This is a genomic window from Flavobacterium sp. GW821-FHT11G01 (assembly GCF_058808175.1).
In genome coordinates, this window is sequence record NZ_JBXARK010000001.1 from 572527 (window position 1) to 592058 (window position 19532).

Here is a 19532-nt window from a genome sequence, read left to right on the forward strand (position 1 = left end):
ATTCCAAGCTTAGTATTGGAATTTAAGATTTGCAATTTTATTTAGTAATTGGGTTTAAAATCAGAGCAAAAACTGCGTAATTAATCATATCCTGATAATTTGCATCGATTCCTTCGGAAACTAAAGTTGCGCCTTTGTTATCTTCAATTTGCTTAACGCGAAGCAGTTTTTGTAGAATCAAATCTGTCAAAGAACTCACACGCATATCACGCCAAGCTTCTCCATAATCATGATTTTTGGCTTCCATTAAGTCTTTTGTGAGTTTAACTTTAGCATCATATAGTTCCGTTGCTTTTTCTACGTCAAGATCAGGCTGATCCACAACGCCCAATTCTAACTGAATTAAAGCCATGATAGAATAATTGATGATTCCGATAAATTCTCCTTTTTCATCTTCATCAACTTTACGGACATCATTTTCCTGTAAACTTCTGATTCGTTGTGCTTTTATGAAAATTTGGTCGGTCAATGACGGAAGTCTTAAAATTCTCCACGCACTGCCGTAATCTTTCATTTTATTGATAAATAAGGTGCGGCAAACCGTAATTACATTATCAAATTCAAGGGAAGTATTCTTCATTTATTGCTGTATATTTGCTTAAATTTTTCCAAAAATAAGGATTAAATTAAAGAGTTTCAAGTTTAAGGTTTTCTTTGTTTCAAGTTTTTTCTAAACAAAGTGTTAATGGCAGATAACTTGAAACCTGAAACAAATAAAACTTGAAACAAAATGTTGATTAACTGCAAAGGCGAACTTATAGATTTATCGATTCCTAAAGTAATGGGGATTTTGAATGTTACGCCAAATTCTTTCTTTGACGGAGGTAAATATAAAAACGAAGGCGAAATTATTTCACAAGTCGATAAAATGCTTTCTGAAGGTGCAACATTTATAGATATTGGTGCGTATTCGAGCAAACCAAGTGCCGAATTTGTTTCGGAACAAGAAGAAATTGACCGAATGGTTCCTGCAATAGAATTGATTTTAAAACATTTTCCAGAAACTTTATTATCAATTGACACCTTTAGAGCCGAAGTTGCAAAAGCAAGTATAGAAAGCGGTGCAGCGATTATAAACGATATTTCGGCTGGAGAACTTGACGATAAAATGTTTGATGTTATTGCAAAATATAACGTTCCATACATTATGATGCACATGCGCGGTAATCCGCAAACCATGCAAAGTTTGACAGATTATGATGATATTATAAAAGAAATGCTTTTCTATTTTTCTGAAAAAGTAAAAAAGGCAAGAAGTTTAGGAATCAACGATTTGATTTTAGATCCAGGTTTCGGTTTTGCCAAAACTACTGATCAGAATTATGAAATCATGCAAAAAATGGAACTTTTTAATCTTTTGGAATTACCAGTTTTAGCAGGGATTTCGAGAAAATCTATGATTTATAAAACACTTGATATTACACCGCAAGAAGCTTTAAATGGAACAACGTTTCTAAATACAGTTGCTTTGACTAAAGGCGCTAAAATTTTGCGTATTCATGATGTGAAAGAAGCGGTGGAATGTGTGGCTTTATATAATAAATTGAGTTTATAATAGAAATATTCGCTTGATTTTGTCATTTCGACGAAGGAGAAATCACACTCGAAGCTCGACAAAGATTGGCGATTCTCTTTGGAGAATTACTAGTGTGATTTCTCCTTCGTCGAAATGACATACTTTGTGTTTTAAAAACAAATAAAAATGAAATACTTTGCTCTAATTATTGCCCTCTTTCTTTTCTCTTGTGGAGAAAAAAAAGATGTTTTACTCCCAAAATCAAACGTAACAATTGTAAAAGATATTCAGGATCATTCGCCAATTTATATCTTTTTCAAAACAGAAGGAAAAGACACCATTGCAGAAGTGAACCGAAAAAACAGCATTATCTCAACCAATTGGATTTTCAATATTGATAAACGTTTGCCTTTAAAATTGGTAATTCCGGAAGTAATGAAATTGCAGGATAAAAAGCGAGCAGACAGCGCTCATAAAAATGAAAAAGCTGAAAATTATTATTCGTACGCAGATTCAGTCGGGAAGAATTTAGCCTTTTTGCCTTTCACGAAAGTGTATTATAAAATGGAAATTGCAAACAATAGAAGTCAGTTGTATTTTAAAAAGAACGGAATGATACAATACAGCGGAAGAAAAAAGTATGATTTTCCTAAAAATAATTTAAAGCCATTTTTAGATAGTTTGATTATAAATCCAAAAACTCAAATTACGTTTTCATATGATAAAAATATGAGCTACGGAGATTATATTGAATGTAAAACTAATGTGCAGACAATTATTGATAAAAAGATTCCGTTTGTTTTTATAAACGAAGACGAAGAGTTTGTTTTCTAGAATCTACGATTAAACAATTCAACAAATAAACGATTAAACTTTTATTGATGATGATAAGGTTCATTCCTTAAAATCGTAAACCCGCGATACAATTGTTCTATAAAAAACAAACGAACCATTTGATGCGAAAATGTCATCAGCGAAAGCGAAATTTTCCCCTGCGCTTTGCTGTAAACTGTATCAGAGAATCCATAAGGACCGCCAATTACGAAAACCAGCGTTTTGATTCCGGAATTCATTTTCTTTTGTAATTCTTCAGAGAAACCAACGCTGGAGAAGTTTTTTCCGTTTTCATCCAATAAGATCAATTGATCGGTTGGAGAAAGTTTTGACAGAATCAATTCGCCTTCTTTTTCCTTCTGCTGACTTTCAGACAAGTTTTTTACGTTTTTGATATCGGGAATAATCTCCAAATCAAATTTGATATAAAACGACAAACGTTTAGTATAATCGTCAATCAAAGTCTGAAGCGATTTATTATCGGTCTTGCCAATGGCGATGAGTTTGATGTTCATGTTTATTTTTTATTTTCAAAAACCGTTTCAAAATGTTCCACAACAGGAAACGGTTCGTAATAATGATGCAAAATCTTTTTCCATTCTAAATACGCTTCAGAAGTTCTAAAACCTATTGTGTGATCTTCTAATGTATTCCAATCAACCAACAAAAGATATTTATTTTCGACTTCAAGACATTTCTCTAAACGATGTCCTAAATAACCATCAATTGACGAAATATATTGACTTGCTTTCGCAAAATCAGCTTCAAATTTTGATACTAATTCTGGTTTTATAAAAAGATATACTGCTTCTAAAGTCATAATAAAAATATTTTTTTCATGCAGATTTAAACAGATTTATTTTAATGTTTTAGAATAAAAAATCTGCGTTAATCAGCTTAAATCTGCGTGCAATTTTCGCACAGATTAGTTTTTAGAAAACTTCGTTTCAAAAGTTTTAAAACGATTATCTAAATCTTTAATCAATTGTTTTTTAACCGATTCGTCCTGGATAAAACTGTAATTAATACTGTTGTAAACATATTGTTTTATTGTCGCGTACGAAACATCCTGATATCTTTTGGCTAATAAAACATATTGTTCTGTCATATTGCTTCTTAAAATTCCCGCATCATCAGTACTGATTACAATCGGCACATTAAATTCTTTATAAAGCGTAAACGGATGTCTGTTTTCTTTTACTTTCAAAATGAATTCGTTACTCACTAAATTGATTTCGATCGGAATGTTATTTTTAGACATATATTTCAATAAATCATATGAACTTGCTTCGTAAGCAATATCAACTCCGTGACCAATTCTATTAGCACCCGCAACATAAATAGCATCGTTAATATGCCACGTTAAATCTTCCGGCTGAACCAAACCTAAAGTCAATTCGCCAGCGTGAAGCGTGTATTTTACGTCAGGAAATTTTGAGTGACAGTATTTAAACATTACCATATGAAGCCAGTAATCTTTCATAGAATTTTCTCCATGTTCCGGAGAAACAATGTTTACGCCCGCAGTAAGTTTGCTTTCGTTAGAAGAAATAAAAGCAATAACCAGATTTTTGAATAAATCAACAGGCTCCATAAAACGCAATACAAAATTCTGATAGCGCATGGTAAAACGCTCATCATCCATTTTTAGATCTTTGTGAAGTTTTGCTAAGAAATTAGTATTGAAATCTTCAGCATATTTTTCAGCATCTTTTTTCTGAATAGATTTATACAATTCGTCTAAAAGTTTTAAGACTGCTTTTTCATCTTTTTGAACTGAAACCTGACGCAATTTTGAATTGAAATCAGATAAATCTGAAACATTCATATCACACGGAATCGTAGATAATTGTGTTTCAATATAACTTACATTTTCAGCAATAGCGCGTTTTTTTAATTCGAGCATTCCTTCTGCAAAATGACCTGCAATAGTTGGTTCGAATTTCATAAAAGAATCAAAAAATAAATCATCAGAAGGAACAGAACCGTTATAATCTTTAGCTGACCAGGTCTGCATAATTTGTTGTTGGAAATAATCTAATTTTCCTTTTTCTTTAAGAGAGGAGAAGCTTTCCCAATTTCCTTTTTCAGGTTTGGTTTTCGAAACCGCCATGGTTTCTAAATTCAAATAAAAGTTTTCGGAAATGGCTCTTTCCAAAAGCGGTTCTGCGTAAATTGATCCTGAAAAATGGTGGTGTAAATCGCCTCCTTTTGGCATTTGTTGAAAAAAAGCTGTTAAGAGAGCTTCATTGTTTCTGATTTTTTCTAAATAACTTTCAGCAGTTTGAGAAAAGCCGATTTGTGCTATAAAAATACAGAAAAGCGTAATTATCCTTGTCATACTCTAAGTTTAAATTACATGCAAATGTAAGGCTTTTCGAGGAGATTTAAAAACTTTGTTTTTAAATGGGCAAAGGTTCAGAGAGGCAAAGGGACAAAGTTTTAAAGAAATGAGAATTATAAAAAATAAAAAAGACGCACAAAAGTGCGTCTCAGTATTAAAAATTATTAAGTTTAAAGAGAAACCCTCTGAACCTTTGTTTCTTTGCAACTTTGAACCTCAAGAAAAAAGTACATCACGAATATCCTCCGTTTTATCAAAAACACTTTTTGCAAAAGGACAAAGTGGAATAATTTTCAGGTTATTATTTTTGGCATATTCTACGGCTTTCATTACCAGTTTTTTACCAACACCTTTTCCGTTGAATTCTTCGTTAACTTCTGTGTGATCAATAATGAATTTTGAATCTCCAGCCCAGGTGTATGTCATTTTTCCAGCTTCTTTTCCGTCTTCTACAGCTTCAAAATAGCCTTTTCTTGTATCGTTGATTTGATTTATTTCCATGATAAGTTGTTATATTAGTGTGGTTTTAATTTCTATTGAATGTGTAAGCGTTTTATGAATGGGACAGCTGTTGGCAATGGTTTCTAAACGTTGTCTTTGTGTTTCATCAACTTCTCCAATTACTTCGATTTTTCTTGTGAATACGGAAACACTTCGTTCAGAATCTCGTTCAAAATCAATTTTGACATTTATTTCTGATACGTTCCATTGTTTTCGATTGATATACATTCGCAAAGTAATTACAGTACACGAAGCTAACGATGCGGCCAGAAGTTCCGTCGGATTTAATCCTAAATTTTTCCCGCCCAATTCCTGCGGTTCGTCAGAAATTAAAACATTGTCGCTTGCTGATTTTATTTCCGTTCGATACAAACGTGTATCTATTTTTGCTGAGATCGTATCCATATTTTTATTTGATTCTTGGTTCAGGTAAAGGCACAAATTCGGTTTCGCCGGGAACTTTCGGGAAAGTTTGTTCTGTCCAGTCTTTTTTGGCTTTTTCAAGTAGATTTTTATCCGAAGAAACAAAATTCCAAAAGATAAAATGTTCTTCAGGAAACGGCTGTCCGCCAAAAATATAAACGGTACTGTTTTCTGCTATTTCAAACTCACATAAAGTGCTGTCATTGGTAATCAGAATTTGTTTTGGATCGTAAATATGTTCGCCACTTTTAATACTTCCTTCTAAAATATATAATCCGCTTTCGCCGAATAAATCTTTGCCAATGTTGATTTTTTTTGCCTCAGTACTTTTAATTTCAATAAAATATAATGGACTATAAACTGGAACTGGAGATTTTTTACCAAAAGCTTCTCCTGCAATTAGTTTATACGAAATACCATCTGTTTCCCATTGTGGAATGTCATCTGCTTCAACATGCGCAAAATTCGGATCCATTTGTTCTAATTCTTTTGGTAAGGCAACCCAAATTTGCAAACCATGAAGCATTTTATCAGAATGTCTTAAATATTCCGGCGTTCTTTCAGAATGTACAATTCCTTTTCCGGCCGTCATCCAGTTTACTGCGCCCGGTTTTATTTCTAATTCGGTTCCTAAACTATCACGATGCATAATGCTTCCTTCAAACAAAAAAGTCAAAGTTGAAAGTCCGATATGCGGATGCGGAGGAACATCCATATTTTCATGATCACTTAAATGAGCAGGTCCCATATGATCTATAAATACAAAGGGTCCAACGGCTCTTTTTTCACGGAAAGGCAATAAACGGCCCACCATAAAATTGCCAATATTGGCAGCACGTTCTTCGATAATTAAACTGATATTTGACATGGTTATTTTGATTTGATTTGAAAACAAAATTACAGTTGTGATAGGAGTCTGTAACTTAATTTAGATTAAGAAAAGTTGTTTTTTGTATTATCTATAAAAGTAAGGAAAATGTCGAATAATTCAAATGCTTCTTTTTAAGCAGTCCTGTTTGTCATTCCGAGGAACGAGGAATCACACTAGAAACTCTGCAATGTAAAGCGCCAATCTTTGTCGAATCCCGAGTGAGATTCCTCGTTCCTCGGAATGACAAAAAAATAGGGGAATTCGTTACATTTAATTTATCAATTCAAATTCCAAAACCTCACTTTCTGTTCCGTTAATAATAATTGACAATTGATGAATTCCCGTATGAAAAACTCTCGTTGTAATTATTTTGAAAGATTGATTTCTATCAACTTTTATTAATTGATTTGGATAATAAACTTTCTCACTAATTTTAAAGACTTTTTTCGCCAAATGTCCTTTTGCTTTTTTATAATGAACAGCATATTCTAAACGTATTGTTTTTGCATCGTCATTTTTATTATTTAAATGAAATTGAAACTGTAAATAATCTCCAATTTTTACTTTTGGTGTTTTGATTTCAAAATTAGAAAGCTCAATATTAGTGCTTTCCAATCCATAATGACTCAGAATTTCTGGATGTCCTTGTTTTAATAAAGTACGACAACCGTGTTTAATAATGGCGTCTGTTTCTTTGCTTAGACCACGCCATTTTTTAGCAATTTCCAATACAATTTCAGGATTGTCTTTTACAATATCATTTAAGTTATTGGCAACGCTTCGGCGGACATATTCTGAAGGATCGTTTTTTAGGTTTTCTAAAATTGGAAGAATTGAAGTTGGATCTTTTTTAAGAAACGGAATCGCCATTGCCCACGGTAATCTTGGTCGGCTTCCTTCGCTGGCTAATCTTCGAACATGATGATTTTCGTGTAATGACCATTTTACCATTTCGCCGATCATTTGTTCTTTATATTTTAAAATAAAAGGACGAACAGCAAATTCGCAACTAATAAATTGTGTGATGGAAACAAAGGCTTTCGCCGAAGTTTTAAAATCATCTAAACCGTACATTTCGATATAATCAGCAAAAAATATAAAAGCCAAATTGCTATCTGCAAAATTATTTTTCCTTAGATTTTCGATTATTTTATCAATTAAAGTAACTGCTTCAGCAAAATTTTGAGGCATAAACTGATGAAATACAACTGTAGTGTGTTTCATTCTTTCTTTCCATTCTTTTTGAGCAAAATCTCCTTTATAAATGGCTTCAATAAATTTTTGTTTGTCGAAAGTTGGATGCACTTCGGCGACAGCCTGACTAAATTTTTCGTAAAAAGAAACAGAGTAAATATCTTTAATTAATCCCATGATTTTATTTGAATGAACTTCAAAGATATTTAATGTTATTAATTAGTTGCGAACAAAAAATAAAAATATTTAATCCATTAAGAGTTTAACTTTTATTAAAGTGAAAAGCTTAAATTTTCTTAATATCTTAATGGTAAAAAAAAGAGATAATTAAGACGTTAATTGATTTTTCGTTTTAAATGAACTTTCAAATCCCCAAAATAAGTCCTACTTTAGCATCTTATAAAATTTAGAAAAAATGATTAGCGAAGCACAATTTCAAACCGAATTACAACTATTGATTAGCAATGCCATTCGAGAAGATGTAGGTCCGGGAGATTATAGTTCATTGGCGTGTATTCCTGACACTGCGCACGGACAAGCTAAATTATTGGTAAAAGATCAGGGAATTATTGCCGGTGTTGCATTGGCGAAAATGATTTTTGAGTTTGTTGATCCAAAATTAAAAGTGAAAACTTTTATAGAAGACGGAACACATGTAGAATATGGAGATATAGTTTTTGAAGTTTCAGGAAGTTCACAATCAATTCTAAAGTCGGAACGAGTGGTTTTGAATACCATGCAACGCATGTCTGCGATCGCAACAAAAACTAGTCAATTAATGCAACTTTTAGAAGGAACCGGCGCTAAAATATTAGATACACGCAAAACAACGCCTAATTTTAGAGTGGCCGAAAAATGGGCTGTAAAAATTGGTGGCGGCGAAAATCATCGTTATGCTTTGTATGATATGATAATGCTGAAAGACAATCATATTGATTTTGCGGGCGGAATTACGCTTGCCATAAAAAAAACAAAAGATTATCTGAAAGCCAATAATCTGGATTTAAAGATCATTGTTGAAGCCAGAAATTTAGATGAAATTCGTGAAATTTTGTTAAGCGATGGCGTTCACAGAATCCTGATTGACAATTTTAATTATGAAGATACTAAAAAAGCAGTGGCTTTAATTGGTAAAAAATGCCAGACAGAATCATCTGGAAATATCAACGAAAAAACGATTCGCGAATACGGTCTTTGTGGTGTAAATTATATTTCGTCGGGAGCATTGACACATTCGATTTATAATATGGATTTGAGCTTGAAAGCTTTTTAAGAAGTTATGAGTTATAAGTTATGAGTTTGTAATTTAAAGCAAATCGGTTAATCCAAAAATCTAAGAAGTCTAACAGTCTAAGAAGTCTAAAAATCTAAAAATATATGTCTCAAGAAATTGAAGATCGGATTGAAAAAGTGCCGGTTGTACGTTCTGTTGCTCGTCTTTTTAAGAGAATAAAATTTCCATGGCTTGAAGGGTTCTCATTGTACGATTTGCTTGAAATGTATGTACTTGGAATTCTTGAAGGGGCTTTTTCGTATCATGCGAGTGCAGTTTCTTTTAGCTTTTTTATGGCTTTGTTTCCTTTTGCACTATTTATTTTGAACTTAATTCCGTTTATTCCAATTGAGGGATTTCAGGATGATTTTCTTCAGTTTGTGCAACAGGGAGTTCCACCAAATACCTATGATGCGATTAGCAAAATCATTAGTGATATTTTAAATAATAGTCATTCCGGATTACTTTCTTCAGGATTTTTGCTTTCGATTTTTTTGATGGCAAATGGTATTAACGGAATTTTGAGTGGTTTTGAATCTTCAAAACATGTTTTTGATAAGCGTGGTTTTTTTAGTCAATATTTGGTAGCGTTGGCTATTTCGCTTGTTATGACTATTATTTTATTCGTGACGGTGGCCACAATTGTCGTTTTTGAGGTATTTATCCAAAAAACAATCATTCAGGATGTGCTGAGTGATCGTATTCCGCTTATTATTTTAGGGCGATATTTGTTCGTTATTTTAATGATTTTGATAACATCTTCAATATTATTACGTTATGGTACAAAACAGTATAATAAAGTGCCTTTTATTAGCATTGGATCTGTTTTTACAACGGTCTTAATTGTTATATCTTCGTTCTTTTTTGGGATTTGGGTTATAAAATTCTCAAAATATAACGAACTTTATGGTTCAATTGGGACATTATTAATTCTAATGTTCTACATTTGGATTAACTGTATGATTCTGCTTTTAGGGTTCGAATTGAACGCTTCTATCAGAAAATTAAAACAAAAAAAAAATAAATAATATGAAAAATTGGATGTTAACGATTGGTGTTTTTTTCTTTGCTTTGAGTACTCAGGCTCAAAGTGTTATTGGAAAGTGGAAAACAATTGATGATGAAACTGGCGAAGCAAAATCAGTAGTAGAGGTTTACGAAAAATCAGGAAAAATATACGGTAAAGTTGTAGAAATACTTCGTGCCGATCATAAAAAAGATGTGTGTGCTAAATGTGAAGGTGCAGAAAAAAACAAACCAATTTTAGGTATGGTTATCATTAACGGACTTAAAAAAGATGGTTCTGAATATAACGGAGGAACTATTTTAGATCCTACAAATGGTAAAAAATACAAATGTTATATTGAATTAGAATCAGCTGATAAATTAAAACTTCGCGGTTATGTTGGGATTTCTATCATGGGAAGAACACAATATTGGACACGAGTGAAATAAAAGAAATATGCGAAAATTAGCTTCGATAATTTTATTCTTAGCAATACTATCCAATAGTTTTGGACAATCTAAGAATTCGCCATTACAAATAAGTCATCTTACGGGTGACTTTTATGTTTATAAAACATTTCATGATTACAAAGGAACTTTGATTTCTGCCAATGCCTTATATCTTGTTACAGATAAAGGTGTTGTTTTGTTTGATGCTCCTTGGGATCAAACACAATTTCAGCCTTTGTTAGATACCATAAAAGCAAAACATAATAAAGAGGTTATTATGTGTTTTGCAACTCACTCGCACGATGACCGTGCGGGAGGATTGGGTTTTTACAGACAAAAAGGAATTAAAACGTACACTATAAAAGCAACGGACCAAATCCTTAAGAAGAAAAACGAAAAAAGAGCTGAATTTGTAATTCCAAATGATACTACATTTACAGTTGGACAACATACGTTTCAGGTTTATTATCCAGGAAAGGGACATGCGCCGGACAATATTGTAGTTTGGTTTAATAAAGAAAAAGTACTTTACGGAGGTTGTTTTATTAAGAGCGCAGAAGCAAAAGATTTAGGATATTTGGGTGATGCAGATGTTAAGGAATGGGAAAAATCAATTAAAAAAGCGCAATCTAAATTTAAAAGCCCAAAATATATTATAACCGGTCACGATGATTGGAAAGATCTGACATCTTTAAAACATACTTTGAAATTGGTGCAGGAATATAATGCTGAAAAAATTTCAAATAAAAAGTAATTCTCTCAATCTTATAAAAAAATCACATGTTTTTTGTCGAAGTTATTTTACCACTTTCCTTAGCTAAAACCTTTACTTATCGTGTTTCTGAGGCTGAATTCCATTTTATAAAACAAGGAATGCGGGTGGCGGTACCTTTTGGTAAAAGTAAAATTTATACGGCTTTGGTAATTGATATGCATCAGAATGAACCAAGTTTGTATGATGCCAAAGAAATTCATCAAATATTAGACGAAAGGCCAATTGCGACAGAAACTCAGATTAAACACTGGCTTTGGGTAGCAAACTATTATATGTGTGGTATTGGTGATGTATATCGTGGCGCTTTTCCAACTGGGTTATTGTTAGAAAGTGAAACCATAATTTCGTATAAAACAGGTGTTGTAGTAAATGATTCTGAACTTTCTGATGAAGAGTTTTTGGTTTATGAAGCTTTACAACATCAAAGTTCACTTAAAGTTCAGGAAATTGCATCCATTTTAAATAAAAAGAATATTCTGCCGATTCTTCAAAAATTATTAGCAAAAGATATCATTGTATTAGAAGAGGAGGTCAAAGAAAATTACAAGCCAAAATTGGTTCGATATGTAAAGCTATATACTAAATACGAATCAGATAGTGGTCTAAATGAATTGTTAGAAGTGCTGAAAAGCGCTAATAAACAAAAAGAAATTGTTCTGGCTTATTTTCAAATTAGCGCTTCGGAAAAGAAACCTATTACGGTTAAGAAATTGACTGAAGCTTCAAATTCGACTTCAACTGTTGTAAAAGCATTGATAGAGAAAGAAATTTTCGAAGAATATTATCTGCAACATGATCGGGTTTCTTTTGATGGAAAAGCTTCTGAAAAACAATTGCAATTAAGCGATGCACAGGAAATTGCTTTCAATGAAATTAAAAATAGTTTATTAGAAAAAGAAGTTTGTTTGCTTCACGGTGTTACATCAAGTGGAAAAACTGAAATATATATAAAGTTAATTGAGGAGTATTTAGAAACAGGAAAACAAGTTTTGTATTTATTACCTGAAATTGCTTTGACAACACAGTTGGTTTCGCGTTTGCGACTTCATTTTGGAGATAAGGTCGCTGTTTTTCATTCTAAATACAGCAACAACGAAAGAGTAGAAGTTTGGAGACAAACGCTGGAAAATTCAGATAAAGCTCAAATTGTAATAGGAGCGAGGTCGGCTTTGTTTTTACCGTTTAATAATCTCGGATTGTTGATTGTTGACGAAGAGCACGAGCAGACTTTCAAGCAAACAGATCCGGCACCTAGATATCATGCCAGAGATTCAGCAATTGTTTTGGCAGGTTTTCATAATGCCAAAGTGCTTTTAGGATCTGCAACACCAAGTATTGAAACGTATTTTAACACGCAAATTGAAAAATTTGGTTTAGTTACGATTACAGAACGTTATAATAATGTTCGAATGCCGGAAGTTGTTTTGGTTGATTTGAAAGATAAACATTTCAGAAAAAGAATGACGGGCCATTTTAGTGATCTTTTAATTGAAGAAATTGCAGAGGCTTTGTCTTTGGGCGAACAGGTTATTTTGTTTCAAAACAGAAGAGGATATTCTCCTATAATAGAATGTATGACTTGTGGCCATGTTCCGCATTGTCAGCAATGCGATGTAAGTTTGACTTTTCATAAACATAAAAATCAATTGAGATGCCATTATTGTGGATATTCGATTGCAAAACCAACGCATTGTCATAGTTGTTCAAGTATAGATTTGACTACGAAAGGTTTCGGAACAGAACAAATTGAACAGGAATTGATTTCTCTTTTTCCGAAAGCGAAAACCGGAAGAATGGATCAGGATACTACGCGTGGGAAATTTGGTTTTGAGAAAATCATAGACACTTTTAAAAATAGAGAAATTGATATTTTAGTTGGTACACAAATGCTGGCCAAAGGTTTAGATTTTGATAATGTAAGTCTGGTCGGAATTATGAATGCTGATAATATGTTGCATCATCCTGATTTTAGAGCTTTTGAACGCAGTTTTCAGATGATGACACAAGTTGCCGGAAGAGCCGGAAGATCAGAAAAACAAGGAAAAGTAGTGATTCAAACCTATAATCCAAATCATAATACAATCCAGCAGGTTACGACACATAATTATATAGGTATGTATAAGGAACAATTATATGATCGACAAATCTATAAATACCCGCCTTATTTCAGAATTATAAAGCTGACTTTAAAACACAGGGATTTCGATAAATTAAAAGAAGGATCGATGTGGCTGTACCAGGTTTTGAGTCAGAATTTACAAATGCCGGTTTTAGGACCGGAAGAGCCTGCAATCAGCAGAATCAGAAATGAATATATCAGAACTATTTTAATTAAGATTCCGCAAAACCTGCATTTAGCAAACACAAAAAAAACTATTCAGAAAATGCTGAATAGTTTTGAGGCTGTTGCTCAGTACAGAGCTATAAAGGTTATTGCTAACGTCGATTTTTACTAAATTACGACGAAGTTGACAATGCTTTAACTAAATCTTCTTTTTTGTTTCGGCTTAACGGAATTTTCGTGATTCCAATTTCGGCAAATTTACTATTGAAACGTTCTACTTTATCTATATTAATAATATAGGACTTGTGTACGCGAATGAATTTGTCTTTTGATAAATCATTTTCAAAAGATTTCATTGTCGAAAGAACTAAGTTGCTGTCGTCTTCTGTGACTACTCTTACGTAATCTCCAAAAGCTTCAATCCATTTAATTTTAGACGTGAAAATTTTAAGCTTTTTAAGATTACTTTTAATAAATATATGTTCGCCTTCTTCTTCTTTTACCTCTTTTTTAAGCAGATGCATGTCGATTGCTCTTTTTACTGAAGCATTGAAACGGTCAACGGCAATAGGTTTTTGAAGATAATCAGTAGCATCGTAATCAAAAGCTTTTAATGCGTATTCAGCCTTAGAGGTTATAAATATAATTTGAGGTTTCGATTTTAGTCCGTCCAGGAAGTCAAAACCATTAATAACAGGCATTTCAATATCTAGAAATATTAGATCGATATTATTTAAAGAGATACAGCTTTTTGCTTCTATTGCGTTAGAAAAGTCCCCGATTAAGTGCAAACCTGGGTGATTATTAACTAATTTTGCAATAATTGTCCTCTGTATAGAACTATCATCTACAACAACACAGTTTAGTTTCATAACATTTAAATTTAGAATAAATTCAGGATAGCAGTAGTAAATGTATTATTTTTCTAGGAAAAAAACTAAACTTAAGCCTTATTTTTTACGTTACAACGAATAAAGCAAAAAAAGTGTTGGTTATTTAAAAATAATGGTTACTTTTGCACCCAATTTTAACAAATAAATATTGTATTTATGAATCATTATGAAACTGTTTTCATTTTAAATCCCGTTTTATCTGAGGTTCAGGTGAAGGAAACAGTAACGAAATTTGAAGAATTTCTTACTAGTAGAGGAGCTGAAATGGTATCGAAAGAGGATTGGGGTCTGAAAAAAATGGCTTACGAAATCCAAAACAAAAAAAGTGGTTTTTACCATTTATTCGAATTCAAAGTAGCTGGAGAAGTTCTAATTGCTTTTGAAACTGAATTTAGACGTGACGAAAGAGTTATGCGTTTCTTAACTGTAAGTTTAGACAAACATGCTATTTCATGGGCTGAAAGAAGAAGAGCCAAATTAAAATCTACTAAAGCTTAATTATTATGTCTACAATAGAGCAATCTGCAAAAGGAAAAAAAGACGGAGATATCAGATATTTAACGCCTTTAAACATTGAAACTAACAAAACTAAAAAGTACTGTCGTTTCAAAAAATCAGGAATCAAATATATCGATTATAAAGATGCTGATTTCTTATTGAAATTCGTTAATGAGCAAGGAAAAATTCTTCCTCGTCGTTTAACTGGAACTTCATTAAAATACCAAAGAAAAGTTTCTGTAGCTGTAAAAAGAGCTCGTCACTTAGCTTTAATGCCATACGTGGCCGATTTATTAAAATAATTAAAAACTCTAGTCGCTGGTTTCTGTTAAAGCAGAACCTAACTTCTAAAATATAAGGACAACAACATGGAACTTATTTTAAAACAAGACGTACAAAACCTAGGATTTAAAGATGATGTAGTATCTGTAAAACCTGGTTACGGTCGTAACTTTTTAATTCCTCAAGGTTTTGCTGCATTGGCAACTCCTTCTGCTAAAAAAGTTTTAGCTGAAAACCTAAAACAAAGAGCACATAAAGAAGCTAAAGTTGTTGCTGATGCTAAAGCATTAGCTGAAACTTTAAAAGCTCTTGAAATTAAACTTACTGCAAAAGCTGGTGGAGAGAAACTTTTTGGTTCTATCACAAACATCGACATTGCTGAAGCTTTAGAGAAATCAGGTAACGCTATTGATAGAAAATTCATTACTAGTGGTATCGTAAAACGTACTGGAAAATATTCTGCTAGCATCCGTTTACACAGAGATGTTATCGTTGATTTACCATACGAGATTATCGCTGAAAAATAACATTTTGTTAACTTCTTGTTAATAAAATATGAAAACCACTCTTAGGAGTGGTTTTTTTTTGCCTAATTTTGAAAGTAATAACTCACTCAAAATCAGGAAAATGAAAAAAATCTTTGCATTATTGTTAGGTTTGCTGGCCTTAACCGTGGCCACAGGGCAAACGACGACTTCGAGTATTAAGGGTATTGTGAAAAGTTCAACTAATGAGCTATTGCCAGGCGCAAGTATCTTAGCAGTTCATACTCCAACAGGAGGTAAATATTCAGCTGTTTCCAATGAAGATGGTAGGTTTAGTATTTTAAATATGAGAATTGGAGGTCCGTACAAAATTGTTGTCAGTTTTGTAGGTTTTCAAAATCAGGAATATGATGATATTTATCTTGATTTAGGTAAACCTTTTAATATTGATGTAATCTTAGCAGATGCTAGTCAGGCATTGGAAGAAGTTAAAATTGTTTCTAAAGATAAAGTTTTTAAAAGCGGAAAAACCGGCGCTGAAACTACCATCGGTAGAAGGGAATTAACGGCTTTGCCTACAATTTCAAGATCAGCTGAAGATTTTACCCGTTTAGAACCAACAGCAAGTGGTGGTTCTTTTGGAGGAAGAAATGATCAGTACAATAATTACTCTTTAAATGGTGCTGTGTTTAATAATCCATTTGGTTTAGATGCTGCAACTCCGGGTGGTCAAACTGGTGCTCAGCCAATTTCATTGGATGCAATTGAGCAAATTCAGGTTGCGACCGCACCTTATGATGTAACATTATCAGGTTTTACGGGAGCTTCTGTAAATGCCGTTACAAAATCTGGAACGAATGAATTTCATGGTACAGCTTATGCATTTTATAGAAATCAGGATTTGACTGGAAGTAAAATTAAAGGTGAAAAAATATTTGTACCAACTCTGGAACAAACTCAGGCTGGATTTAGTTTAGGTGCACCAATTGTTAAAGACAAATTATTCATTTTTGGAAACTTTGAAATTGACAAACGAAGTGATTTAGGATCAAATTTTGTTGCTAATAATAACGATGGCGTAACCGGAATTAATGAATCAAGAGTTATGGAATCTGATTTAATTGCTGTATCAAATGCATTAGCAGCCTTGGGATATGATACTGGTGCTTATCAGGGATTTATACATGAATCTAACTCTAATAAAGGAATTATAAAGGTAGACTGGAATATCAATGATAATCATAAATTAGCAGTTATTTATAATTTTCTGGATGCTTCAAAAGATAAACCGGCGCATCCAACAGCTCTTGGTTTTAGAGGTCCAAATGCTTCAATATTACAGTTTAGAAATTCAGGATATCAAATCAATAACAATTTAAGCTCTTTTTTAGCGGAGTTGAATTCTAAATTCAGTGAAAAAGTTTCGAACAAACTGCAAGCTGGATATTCTCATTTTAATGATTATCGTGTTCCATTTTCAGTCCCAGCTCCTGTAATTAATATTCAGGATGGAGCAGGTTCTAATTATATTATTGCAGGTCATGAACCTTTTTCAATCAACAATACTTTAGACCAGAAAGTGATTCAGATTACGGATAATTTGACTTATACCGTTGGAAAACATGTGTTCACTTTTGGAACTTCTTTCGAAAAATTTGGGTTTAAAAATTCTTTCAATTTAGCCGGTTATGATAATTTTGGTAACCCTAATGGTTATGCCGGAACTTTCTTTACTCCTTATTTTACCACTCAGGATTTCTTAAACGATGCTGCGCAGCCCTATGCTACAAGTATTATTGCTCAAAATCTTCAATATGCACAAGATACATTTAATACAAAAAGTCAATTTGAAGTTGGATCTGATGGTGGTTGGAAACTCGCCGAGCTAAACGTAGGTCAATTAGCATTTTATGCACAAGATGATATAAGTCTAAATGATGATTTTAAATTGGCTCTGGGTTTACGAATCGATAAACCATTGTATTTTAATACGGCTGATTTGATTCAGAAATATATAGACACAGATAATGGAGGTGCAGGAAGAGATAACAGCATAGATTATTATGATCCTCAAACGGGTCAGGCAGTTAAATTAATATCAACAGATTTACCAAGTGATCGAATTTTATGGTCGCCAAGAATTGGTTTTAACTGGGATGTTAAAGGCGATGCAACTTCTCAGCTTCGAGGAGGTTCTGGAATTTTTACAGGAAGAATTCCTTTTGTATGGTTAGGAAATCAGGTAAGTGGAGCTGATGACAGTTTCTTGCAAATCATGGATCCGGATTATAAATGGCCTCAGGTTTGGAGAACAAGTTTAGGGTTTGATCATCGATTTGAAAGTAATTATATTGTAACATTAGATTTGTCTTATAATAAAGATATCAATGCCGTACATGTTCAGAACTGGGGATTAAAGGATCCTACAGGAACTTTGGAAGGTGTAGATAACAGAGCAATTTATGTTGCGGCAGATCACGGAGCTAATAATGCTTATGTAATGACTAATTCAGATAAAGGAAGTGCTTTTAATGCAACTGTTAAATTGCAAAAAACTTTTGAAAATGGTTTGTATGCAAGTGTTGCTTACAATTATTTGAAATCAAAAGATGTAAACTCAATTGAAGCTGAAATTACAGGAGATGCCTTTGCTTTTAATCCAGCACTTGGAAATGTAAATAATGATGTATTATCAAATTCTAAATACGGAGATAATCATCGTTTTATTGGAGTTGCTTCTAAAAAATGGAAATATGGAAATGACAAATGGGCAACAACGGTTTCGACATTTCTGGAATATGCTCAGGGAGGACGTTTTAATTATACGTATGGAGGAGATATTAATGGAGACGGTTCCTCTGTAAATGATTTAATATATATACCTACCACTGCAGAAATTGGTCAGATGACTTTTAGTGGAGCTGGTCAGGCCGAGGCATTCGATAAATTTATAGCTCAGGATAAATATATGAAAGACAGAAGAGGGCAATATGCGGAACGTTATGGCGCAATATCTCCATGGAGAGGAAGATGTGATTTAAAACTGTTGCAGGATTATAATTTTAGAGTTTCATCTGCTTCTGAAAAAAAGAATACAATTCAATTTAGTATCGATATTTTGAATTTTGGAAATTTGATAAATTCAGATTGGGGAGTTGTTCAGGTTCCAACCAGTGTCCAGCCAATTGGAGTAACTGTTGCAGGGAATACCCCAACCTATACTTTTAATAATACCCCAACTAAAACGTTTAGTTATGACGCCAGTTTAACGTCAAGATGGCAAATGCAATTTGGTATCAGATACATTTTTTAGGAAAGTAAAAAAAGTTGTAAATTTGCCCTCGCATTTGCGAGGGCTTTTTTATGTAAAAATGAAAAACATTTGAGCTCTTTTTAAGATGTTTAAACAAAGAAAAATAAATGAAATACGCAAGACTTACAAAAGAGCAATTTGATGAATTGCATGCAGAATTTGCCAGCTTTTTAGCGACACAGGCTATTGATAAAGCGGAGTGGGATTCTTTAAAAATAAATAAACCAGAAGTAGCTGAACAGGAATTGGATGTTTTTTCGGATTTGATTTGGGAAGGTGTTTTGTCAAGAGCCGAATTTTTAGAGCATTTTTCTAAAAATCATATTTTCTTATTTCAGTGTTTTGAGACATATGTACAATCAATAGTTTTAAAATCATTGGTTCCTGAAACTGATTTTCTAACGAAAGAAGGTTTGCAATGGTTAAGTGATAATATGTTTACAGAAACGATTGAAATGAAAGTTGGTAAAAAAGTGTTTACAGAGGATAGAAATGCTTCTATTTTTGAATTGATTCAACAGGGTGCTTTTTTAAGTGATGGACAATTATTCAAACAAATTAATACTATTTTGGAATCATAAAATAAATTAA

21 protein-coding genes are annotated in these 19532 nt (G+C 32.8%); 12 read left to right on the plus strand and 9 right to left on the minus strand.

All coding sequences use genetic code 11. From position 1 onward, the window contains the following. Positions 1-37: 37 nt before the first annotated feature. Positions 38-580 (minus strand): DUF1599 domain-containing protein, encoded by a 543-nt coding sequence (locus AC1RRN_RS02515; protein ID WP_155100924.1) that lies wholly within the window; start codon positions 578-580, stop codon positions 38-40. A 150-nt stretch (positions 581-730) separates the two neighbouring features. On the opposite strand from AC1RRN_RS02515, the gene folP reads away from it, so the two are divergent. Continuing rightward, the gene (gene folP / locus AC1RRN_RS02520; protein WP_492965785.1) at positions 731-1555 is read left to right on the plus strand and encodes a dihydropteroate synthase; all 825 of its coding nucleotides are present in this window, start codon (positions 731-733) and stop codon (positions 1553-1555) included. Positions 1556-1702: 147 nt separating this feature from the next. After that, a complete protein-coding gene (locus AC1RRN_RS02525; RefSeq protein ID WP_492965786.1) occupies positions 1703-2350 on the plus strand; it encodes a hypothetical protein in 648 nt (215 codons plus the stop codon). Between the two features lie 41 nt (positions 2351-2391). Here the strand turns inward: AC1RRN_RS02525 and rlmH are convergent, their stop codons facing one another. The 7 genes from rlmH to AC1RRN_RS02560 form a co-directional block, all read right to left on the minus strand. After that, positions 2392-2865, minus strand: coding sequence for a 23S rRNA (pseudouridine(1915)-N(3))-methyltransferase RlmH (gene rlmH / locus AC1RRN_RS02530; protein ID WP_026982293.1), 474 nt, complete (start codon positions 2863-2865; stop codon positions 2392-2394). 2 nt (positions 2866-2867) lie between these two features. Next, a complete protein-coding gene (locus AC1RRN_RS02535) occupies positions 2868-3170 on the minus strand; it encodes an antibiotic biosynthesis monooxygenase family protein (protein WP_492965787.1) in 303 nt (100 codons plus the stop codon). Between the two features lie 105 nt (positions 3171-3275). Continuing rightward, positions 3276-4691 carry an amidohydrolase family protein gene (locus AC1RRN_RS02540; RefSeq protein WP_492965788.1) on the minus strand — a complete coding sequence of 472 codons (1416 nt, stop codon included), beginning with the start codon at positions 4689-4691 and terminating at the stop codon, positions 3276-3278. 219 nt (positions 4692-4910) lie between these two features. Then, positions 4911-5195, minus strand: a complete 285-nt coding sequence (locus AC1RRN_RS02545) for a GNAT family N-acetyltransferase (RefSeq protein ID WP_492965789.1) — start codon at positions 5193-5195, stop codon at positions 4911-4913. A 9-nt stretch (positions 5196-5204) separates the two neighbouring features. Further along, positions 5205-5600, minus strand: a complete 396-nt coding sequence (locus tag AC1RRN_RS02550; protein WP_492965791.1) for an OsmC family protein — start codon at positions 5598-5600, stop codon at positions 5205-5207. Between the two features lie 4 nt (positions 5601-5604). Further along, the gene (locus tag AC1RRN_RS02555) at positions 5605-6486 is read right to left on the minus strand and encodes a pirin family protein (RefSeq protein ID WP_492965792.1); all 882 of its coding nucleotides are present in this window, start codon (positions 6484-6486) and stop codon (positions 5605-5607) included. A 273-nt stretch (positions 6487-6759) separates the two neighbouring features. Further along, positions 6760-7860, minus strand: coding sequence for a DNA alkylation repair protein (locus AC1RRN_RS02560; RefSeq protein ID WP_492965793.1), 1101 nt, complete (start codon positions 7858-7860; stop codon positions 6760-6762). 238 nt (positions 7861-8098) lie between these two features. Here AC1RRN_RS02560 and nadC point away from each other — a divergent pair, with 238 nt between their 5' ends. The 5 genes from nadC to priA all read left to right on the plus strand — a co-directional run bounded on the left by nadC (position 8099) and on the right by priA (position 13642). Then, positions 8099-8956, plus strand: a complete 858-nt coding sequence (gene nadC / locus AC1RRN_RS02565; protein ID WP_492965794.1) for a carboxylating nicotinate-nucleotide diphosphorylase — start codon at positions 8099-8101, stop codon at positions 8954-8956. Positions 8957-9060: 104 nt separating this feature from the next. Then, positions 9061-9984, plus strand: coding sequence for a YihY/virulence factor BrkB family protein (locus tag AC1RRN_RS02570; RefSeq protein ID WP_492965795.1), 924 nt, complete (start codon positions 9061-9063; stop codon positions 9982-9984). Between the two features lies 1 nt (position 9985). After that, entirely contained in the window at positions 9986-10411 is a 426-nt protein-coding gene (locus AC1RRN_RS02575) for a DUF2147 domain-containing protein (protein WP_492965796.1), read from the plus strand. Between the two features lie 7 nt (positions 10412-10418). After that, positions 10419-11165 carry a subclass B1 metallo-beta-lactamase gene (gene bla-B1-FLAV, locus AC1RRN_RS02580; RefSeq protein ID WP_492965797.1) on the plus strand — a complete coding sequence of 249 codons (747 nt, stop codon included), beginning with the start codon at positions 10419-10421 and terminating at the stop codon, positions 11163-11165. Between the two features lie 26 nt (positions 11166-11191). Further along, positions 11192-13642, plus strand: a complete 2451-nt coding sequence (gene priA / locus AC1RRN_RS02585) for a replication restart helicase PriA (RefSeq protein ID WP_492965798.1) — start codon at positions 11192-11194, stop codon at positions 13640-13642. A gap of 1 nt (position 13643) precedes the next feature. Here the strand turns inward: priA and AC1RRN_RS02590 are convergent, their stop codons facing one another. Beyond that, positions 13644-14342, minus strand: coding sequence for a LytR/AlgR family response regulator transcription factor (locus AC1RRN_RS02590; RefSeq protein ID WP_072971141.1), 699 nt, complete (start codon positions 14340-14342; stop codon positions 13644-13646). Between the two features lie 177 nt (positions 14343-14519). On the opposite strand from AC1RRN_RS02590, the gene rpsF reads away from it, so the two are divergent. The 5 genes from rpsF (at position 14520) to AC1RRN_RS02615 (ending at position 19522) form a co-directional block, all read left to right on the plus strand. After that, positions 14520-14861: a 30S ribosomal protein S6 gene (gene rpsF / locus AC1RRN_RS02595; protein WP_007810575.1), complete on the plus strand. Its 342-nt coding sequence runs from the start codon at positions 14520-14522 to the stop codon at positions 14859-14861. A gap of 5 nt (positions 14862-14866) precedes the next feature. Next, on the plus strand, positions 14867-15163 hold the full coding sequence (gene rpsR, locus AC1RRN_RS02600; RefSeq protein ID WP_002987043.1) for a 30S ribosomal protein S18: 297 nt from the start codon (positions 14867-14869) through the stop codon (positions 15161-15163). A gap of 66 nt (positions 15164-15229) precedes the next feature. Continuing rightward, positions 15230-15670 carry a 50S ribosomal protein L9 gene (gene rplI / locus AC1RRN_RS02605; RefSeq protein ID WP_007810573.1) on the plus strand — a complete coding sequence of 147 codons (441 nt, stop codon included), beginning with the start codon at positions 15230-15232 and terminating at the stop codon, positions 15668-15670. Positions 15671-15770: 100 nt separating this feature from the next. Continuing rightward, positions 15771-18941 carry an outer membrane beta-barrel protein gene (locus tag AC1RRN_RS02610; protein ID WP_492965799.1) on the plus strand — a complete coding sequence of 1057 codons (3171 nt, stop codon included), beginning with the start codon at positions 15771-15773 and terminating at the stop codon, positions 18939-18941. A gap of 107 nt (positions 18942-19048) precedes the next feature. After that, the gene (locus AC1RRN_RS02615) at positions 19049-19522 is read left to right on the plus strand and encodes a DUF6495 family protein (RefSeq protein WP_492965800.1); all 474 of its coding nucleotides are present in this window, start codon (positions 19049-19051) and stop codon (positions 19520-19522) included. Positions 19523-19532: the final 10 nt, after the last annotated feature.

What these genes read in the sequence shown, in the direction of transcription:
- AC1RRN_RS02515 (WP_155100924.1), bottom strand. Translation starts at nt 580, where the DNA reads ATGAAGAATACTTCCCTTGAATTTGATAATGTAATTACGGTTTGCCGC.
- folP (WP_492965785.1), top strand. Translation starts at nt 731, where the DNA reads ATGTTGATTAACTGCAAAGGCGAACTTATAGATTTATCGATTCCTAAA.
- AC1RRN_RS02525 (WP_492965786.1), top strand. Translation starts at nt 1,703, where the DNA reads ATGAAATACTTTGCTCTAATTATTGCCCTCTTTCTTTTCTCTTGTGGA.
- rlmH (WP_026982293.1), bottom strand. Translation starts at nt 2,865, where the DNA reads ATGAACATCAAACTCATCGCCATTGGCAAGACCGATAATAAATCGCTT.
- AC1RRN_RS02535 (WP_492965787.1), bottom strand. Translation starts at nt 3,170, where the DNA reads ATGACTTTAGAAGCAGTATATCTTTTTATAAAACCAGAATTAGTATCA.
- AC1RRN_RS02540 (WP_492965788.1), bottom strand. Translation starts at nt 4,691, where the DNA reads ATGACAAGGATAATTACGCTTTTCTGTATTTTTATAGCACAAATCGGC.
- AC1RRN_RS02545 (WP_492965789.1), bottom strand. Translation starts at nt 5,195, where the DNA reads ATGGAAATAAATCAAATCAACGATACAAGAAAAGGCTATTTTGAAGCT.
- AC1RRN_RS02550 (WP_492965791.1), bottom strand. Translation starts at nt 5,600, where the DNA reads ATGGATACGATCTCAGCAAAAATAGATACACGTTTGTATCGAACGGAA.
- AC1RRN_RS02555 (WP_492965792.1), bottom strand. Translation starts at nt 6,486, where the DNA reads ATGTCAAATATCAGTTTAATTATCGAAGAACGTGCTGCCAATATTGGC.
- AC1RRN_RS02560 (WP_492965793.1), bottom strand. Translation starts at nt 7,860, where the DNA reads ATGGGATTAATTAAAGATATTTACTCTGTTTCTTTTTACGAAAAATTT.
- nadC (WP_492965794.1), top strand. Translation starts at nt 8,099, where the DNA reads ATGATTAGCGAAGCACAATTTCAAACCGAATTACAACTATTGATTAGC.
- AC1RRN_RS02570 (WP_492965795.1), top strand. Translation starts at nt 9,061, where the DNA reads ATGTCTCAAGAAATTGAAGATCGGATTGAAAAAGTGCCGGTTGTACGT.
- AC1RRN_RS02575 (WP_492965796.1), top strand. Translation starts at nt 9,986, where the DNA reads ATGAAAAATTGGATGTTAACGATTGGTGTTTTTTTCTTTGCTTTGAGT.
- bla-B1-FLAV (WP_492965797.1), top strand. Translation starts at nt 10,419, where the DNA reads ATGCGAAAATTAGCTTCGATAATTTTATTCTTAGCAATACTATCCAAT.
- priA (WP_492965798.1), top strand. Translation starts at nt 11,192, where the DNA reads ATGTTTTTTGTCGAAGTTATTTTACCACTTTCCTTAGCTAAAACCTTT.
- AC1RRN_RS02590 (WP_072971141.1), bottom strand. Translation starts at nt 14,342, where the DNA reads ATGAAACTAAACTGTGTTGTTGTAGATGATAGTTCTATACAGAGGACA.
- rpsF (WP_007810575.1), top strand. Translation starts at nt 14,520, where the DNA reads ATGAATCATTATGAAACTGTTTTCATTTTAAATCCCGTTTTATCTGAG.
- rpsR (WP_002987043.1), top strand. Translation starts at nt 14,867, where the DNA reads ATGTCTACAATAGAGCAATCTGCAAAAGGAAAAAAAGACGGAGATATC.
- rplI (WP_007810573.1), top strand. Translation starts at nt 15,230, where the DNA reads ATGGAACTTATTTTAAAACAAGACGTACAAAACCTAGGATTTAAAGAT.
- AC1RRN_RS02610 (WP_492965799.1), top strand. Translation starts at nt 15,771, where the DNA reads ATGAAAAAAATCTTTGCATTATTGTTAGGTTTGCTGGCCTTAACCGTG.
- AC1RRN_RS02615 (WP_492965800.1), top strand. Translation starts at nt 19,049, where the DNA reads ATGAAATACGCAAGACTTACAAAAGAGCAATTTGATGAATTGCATGCA.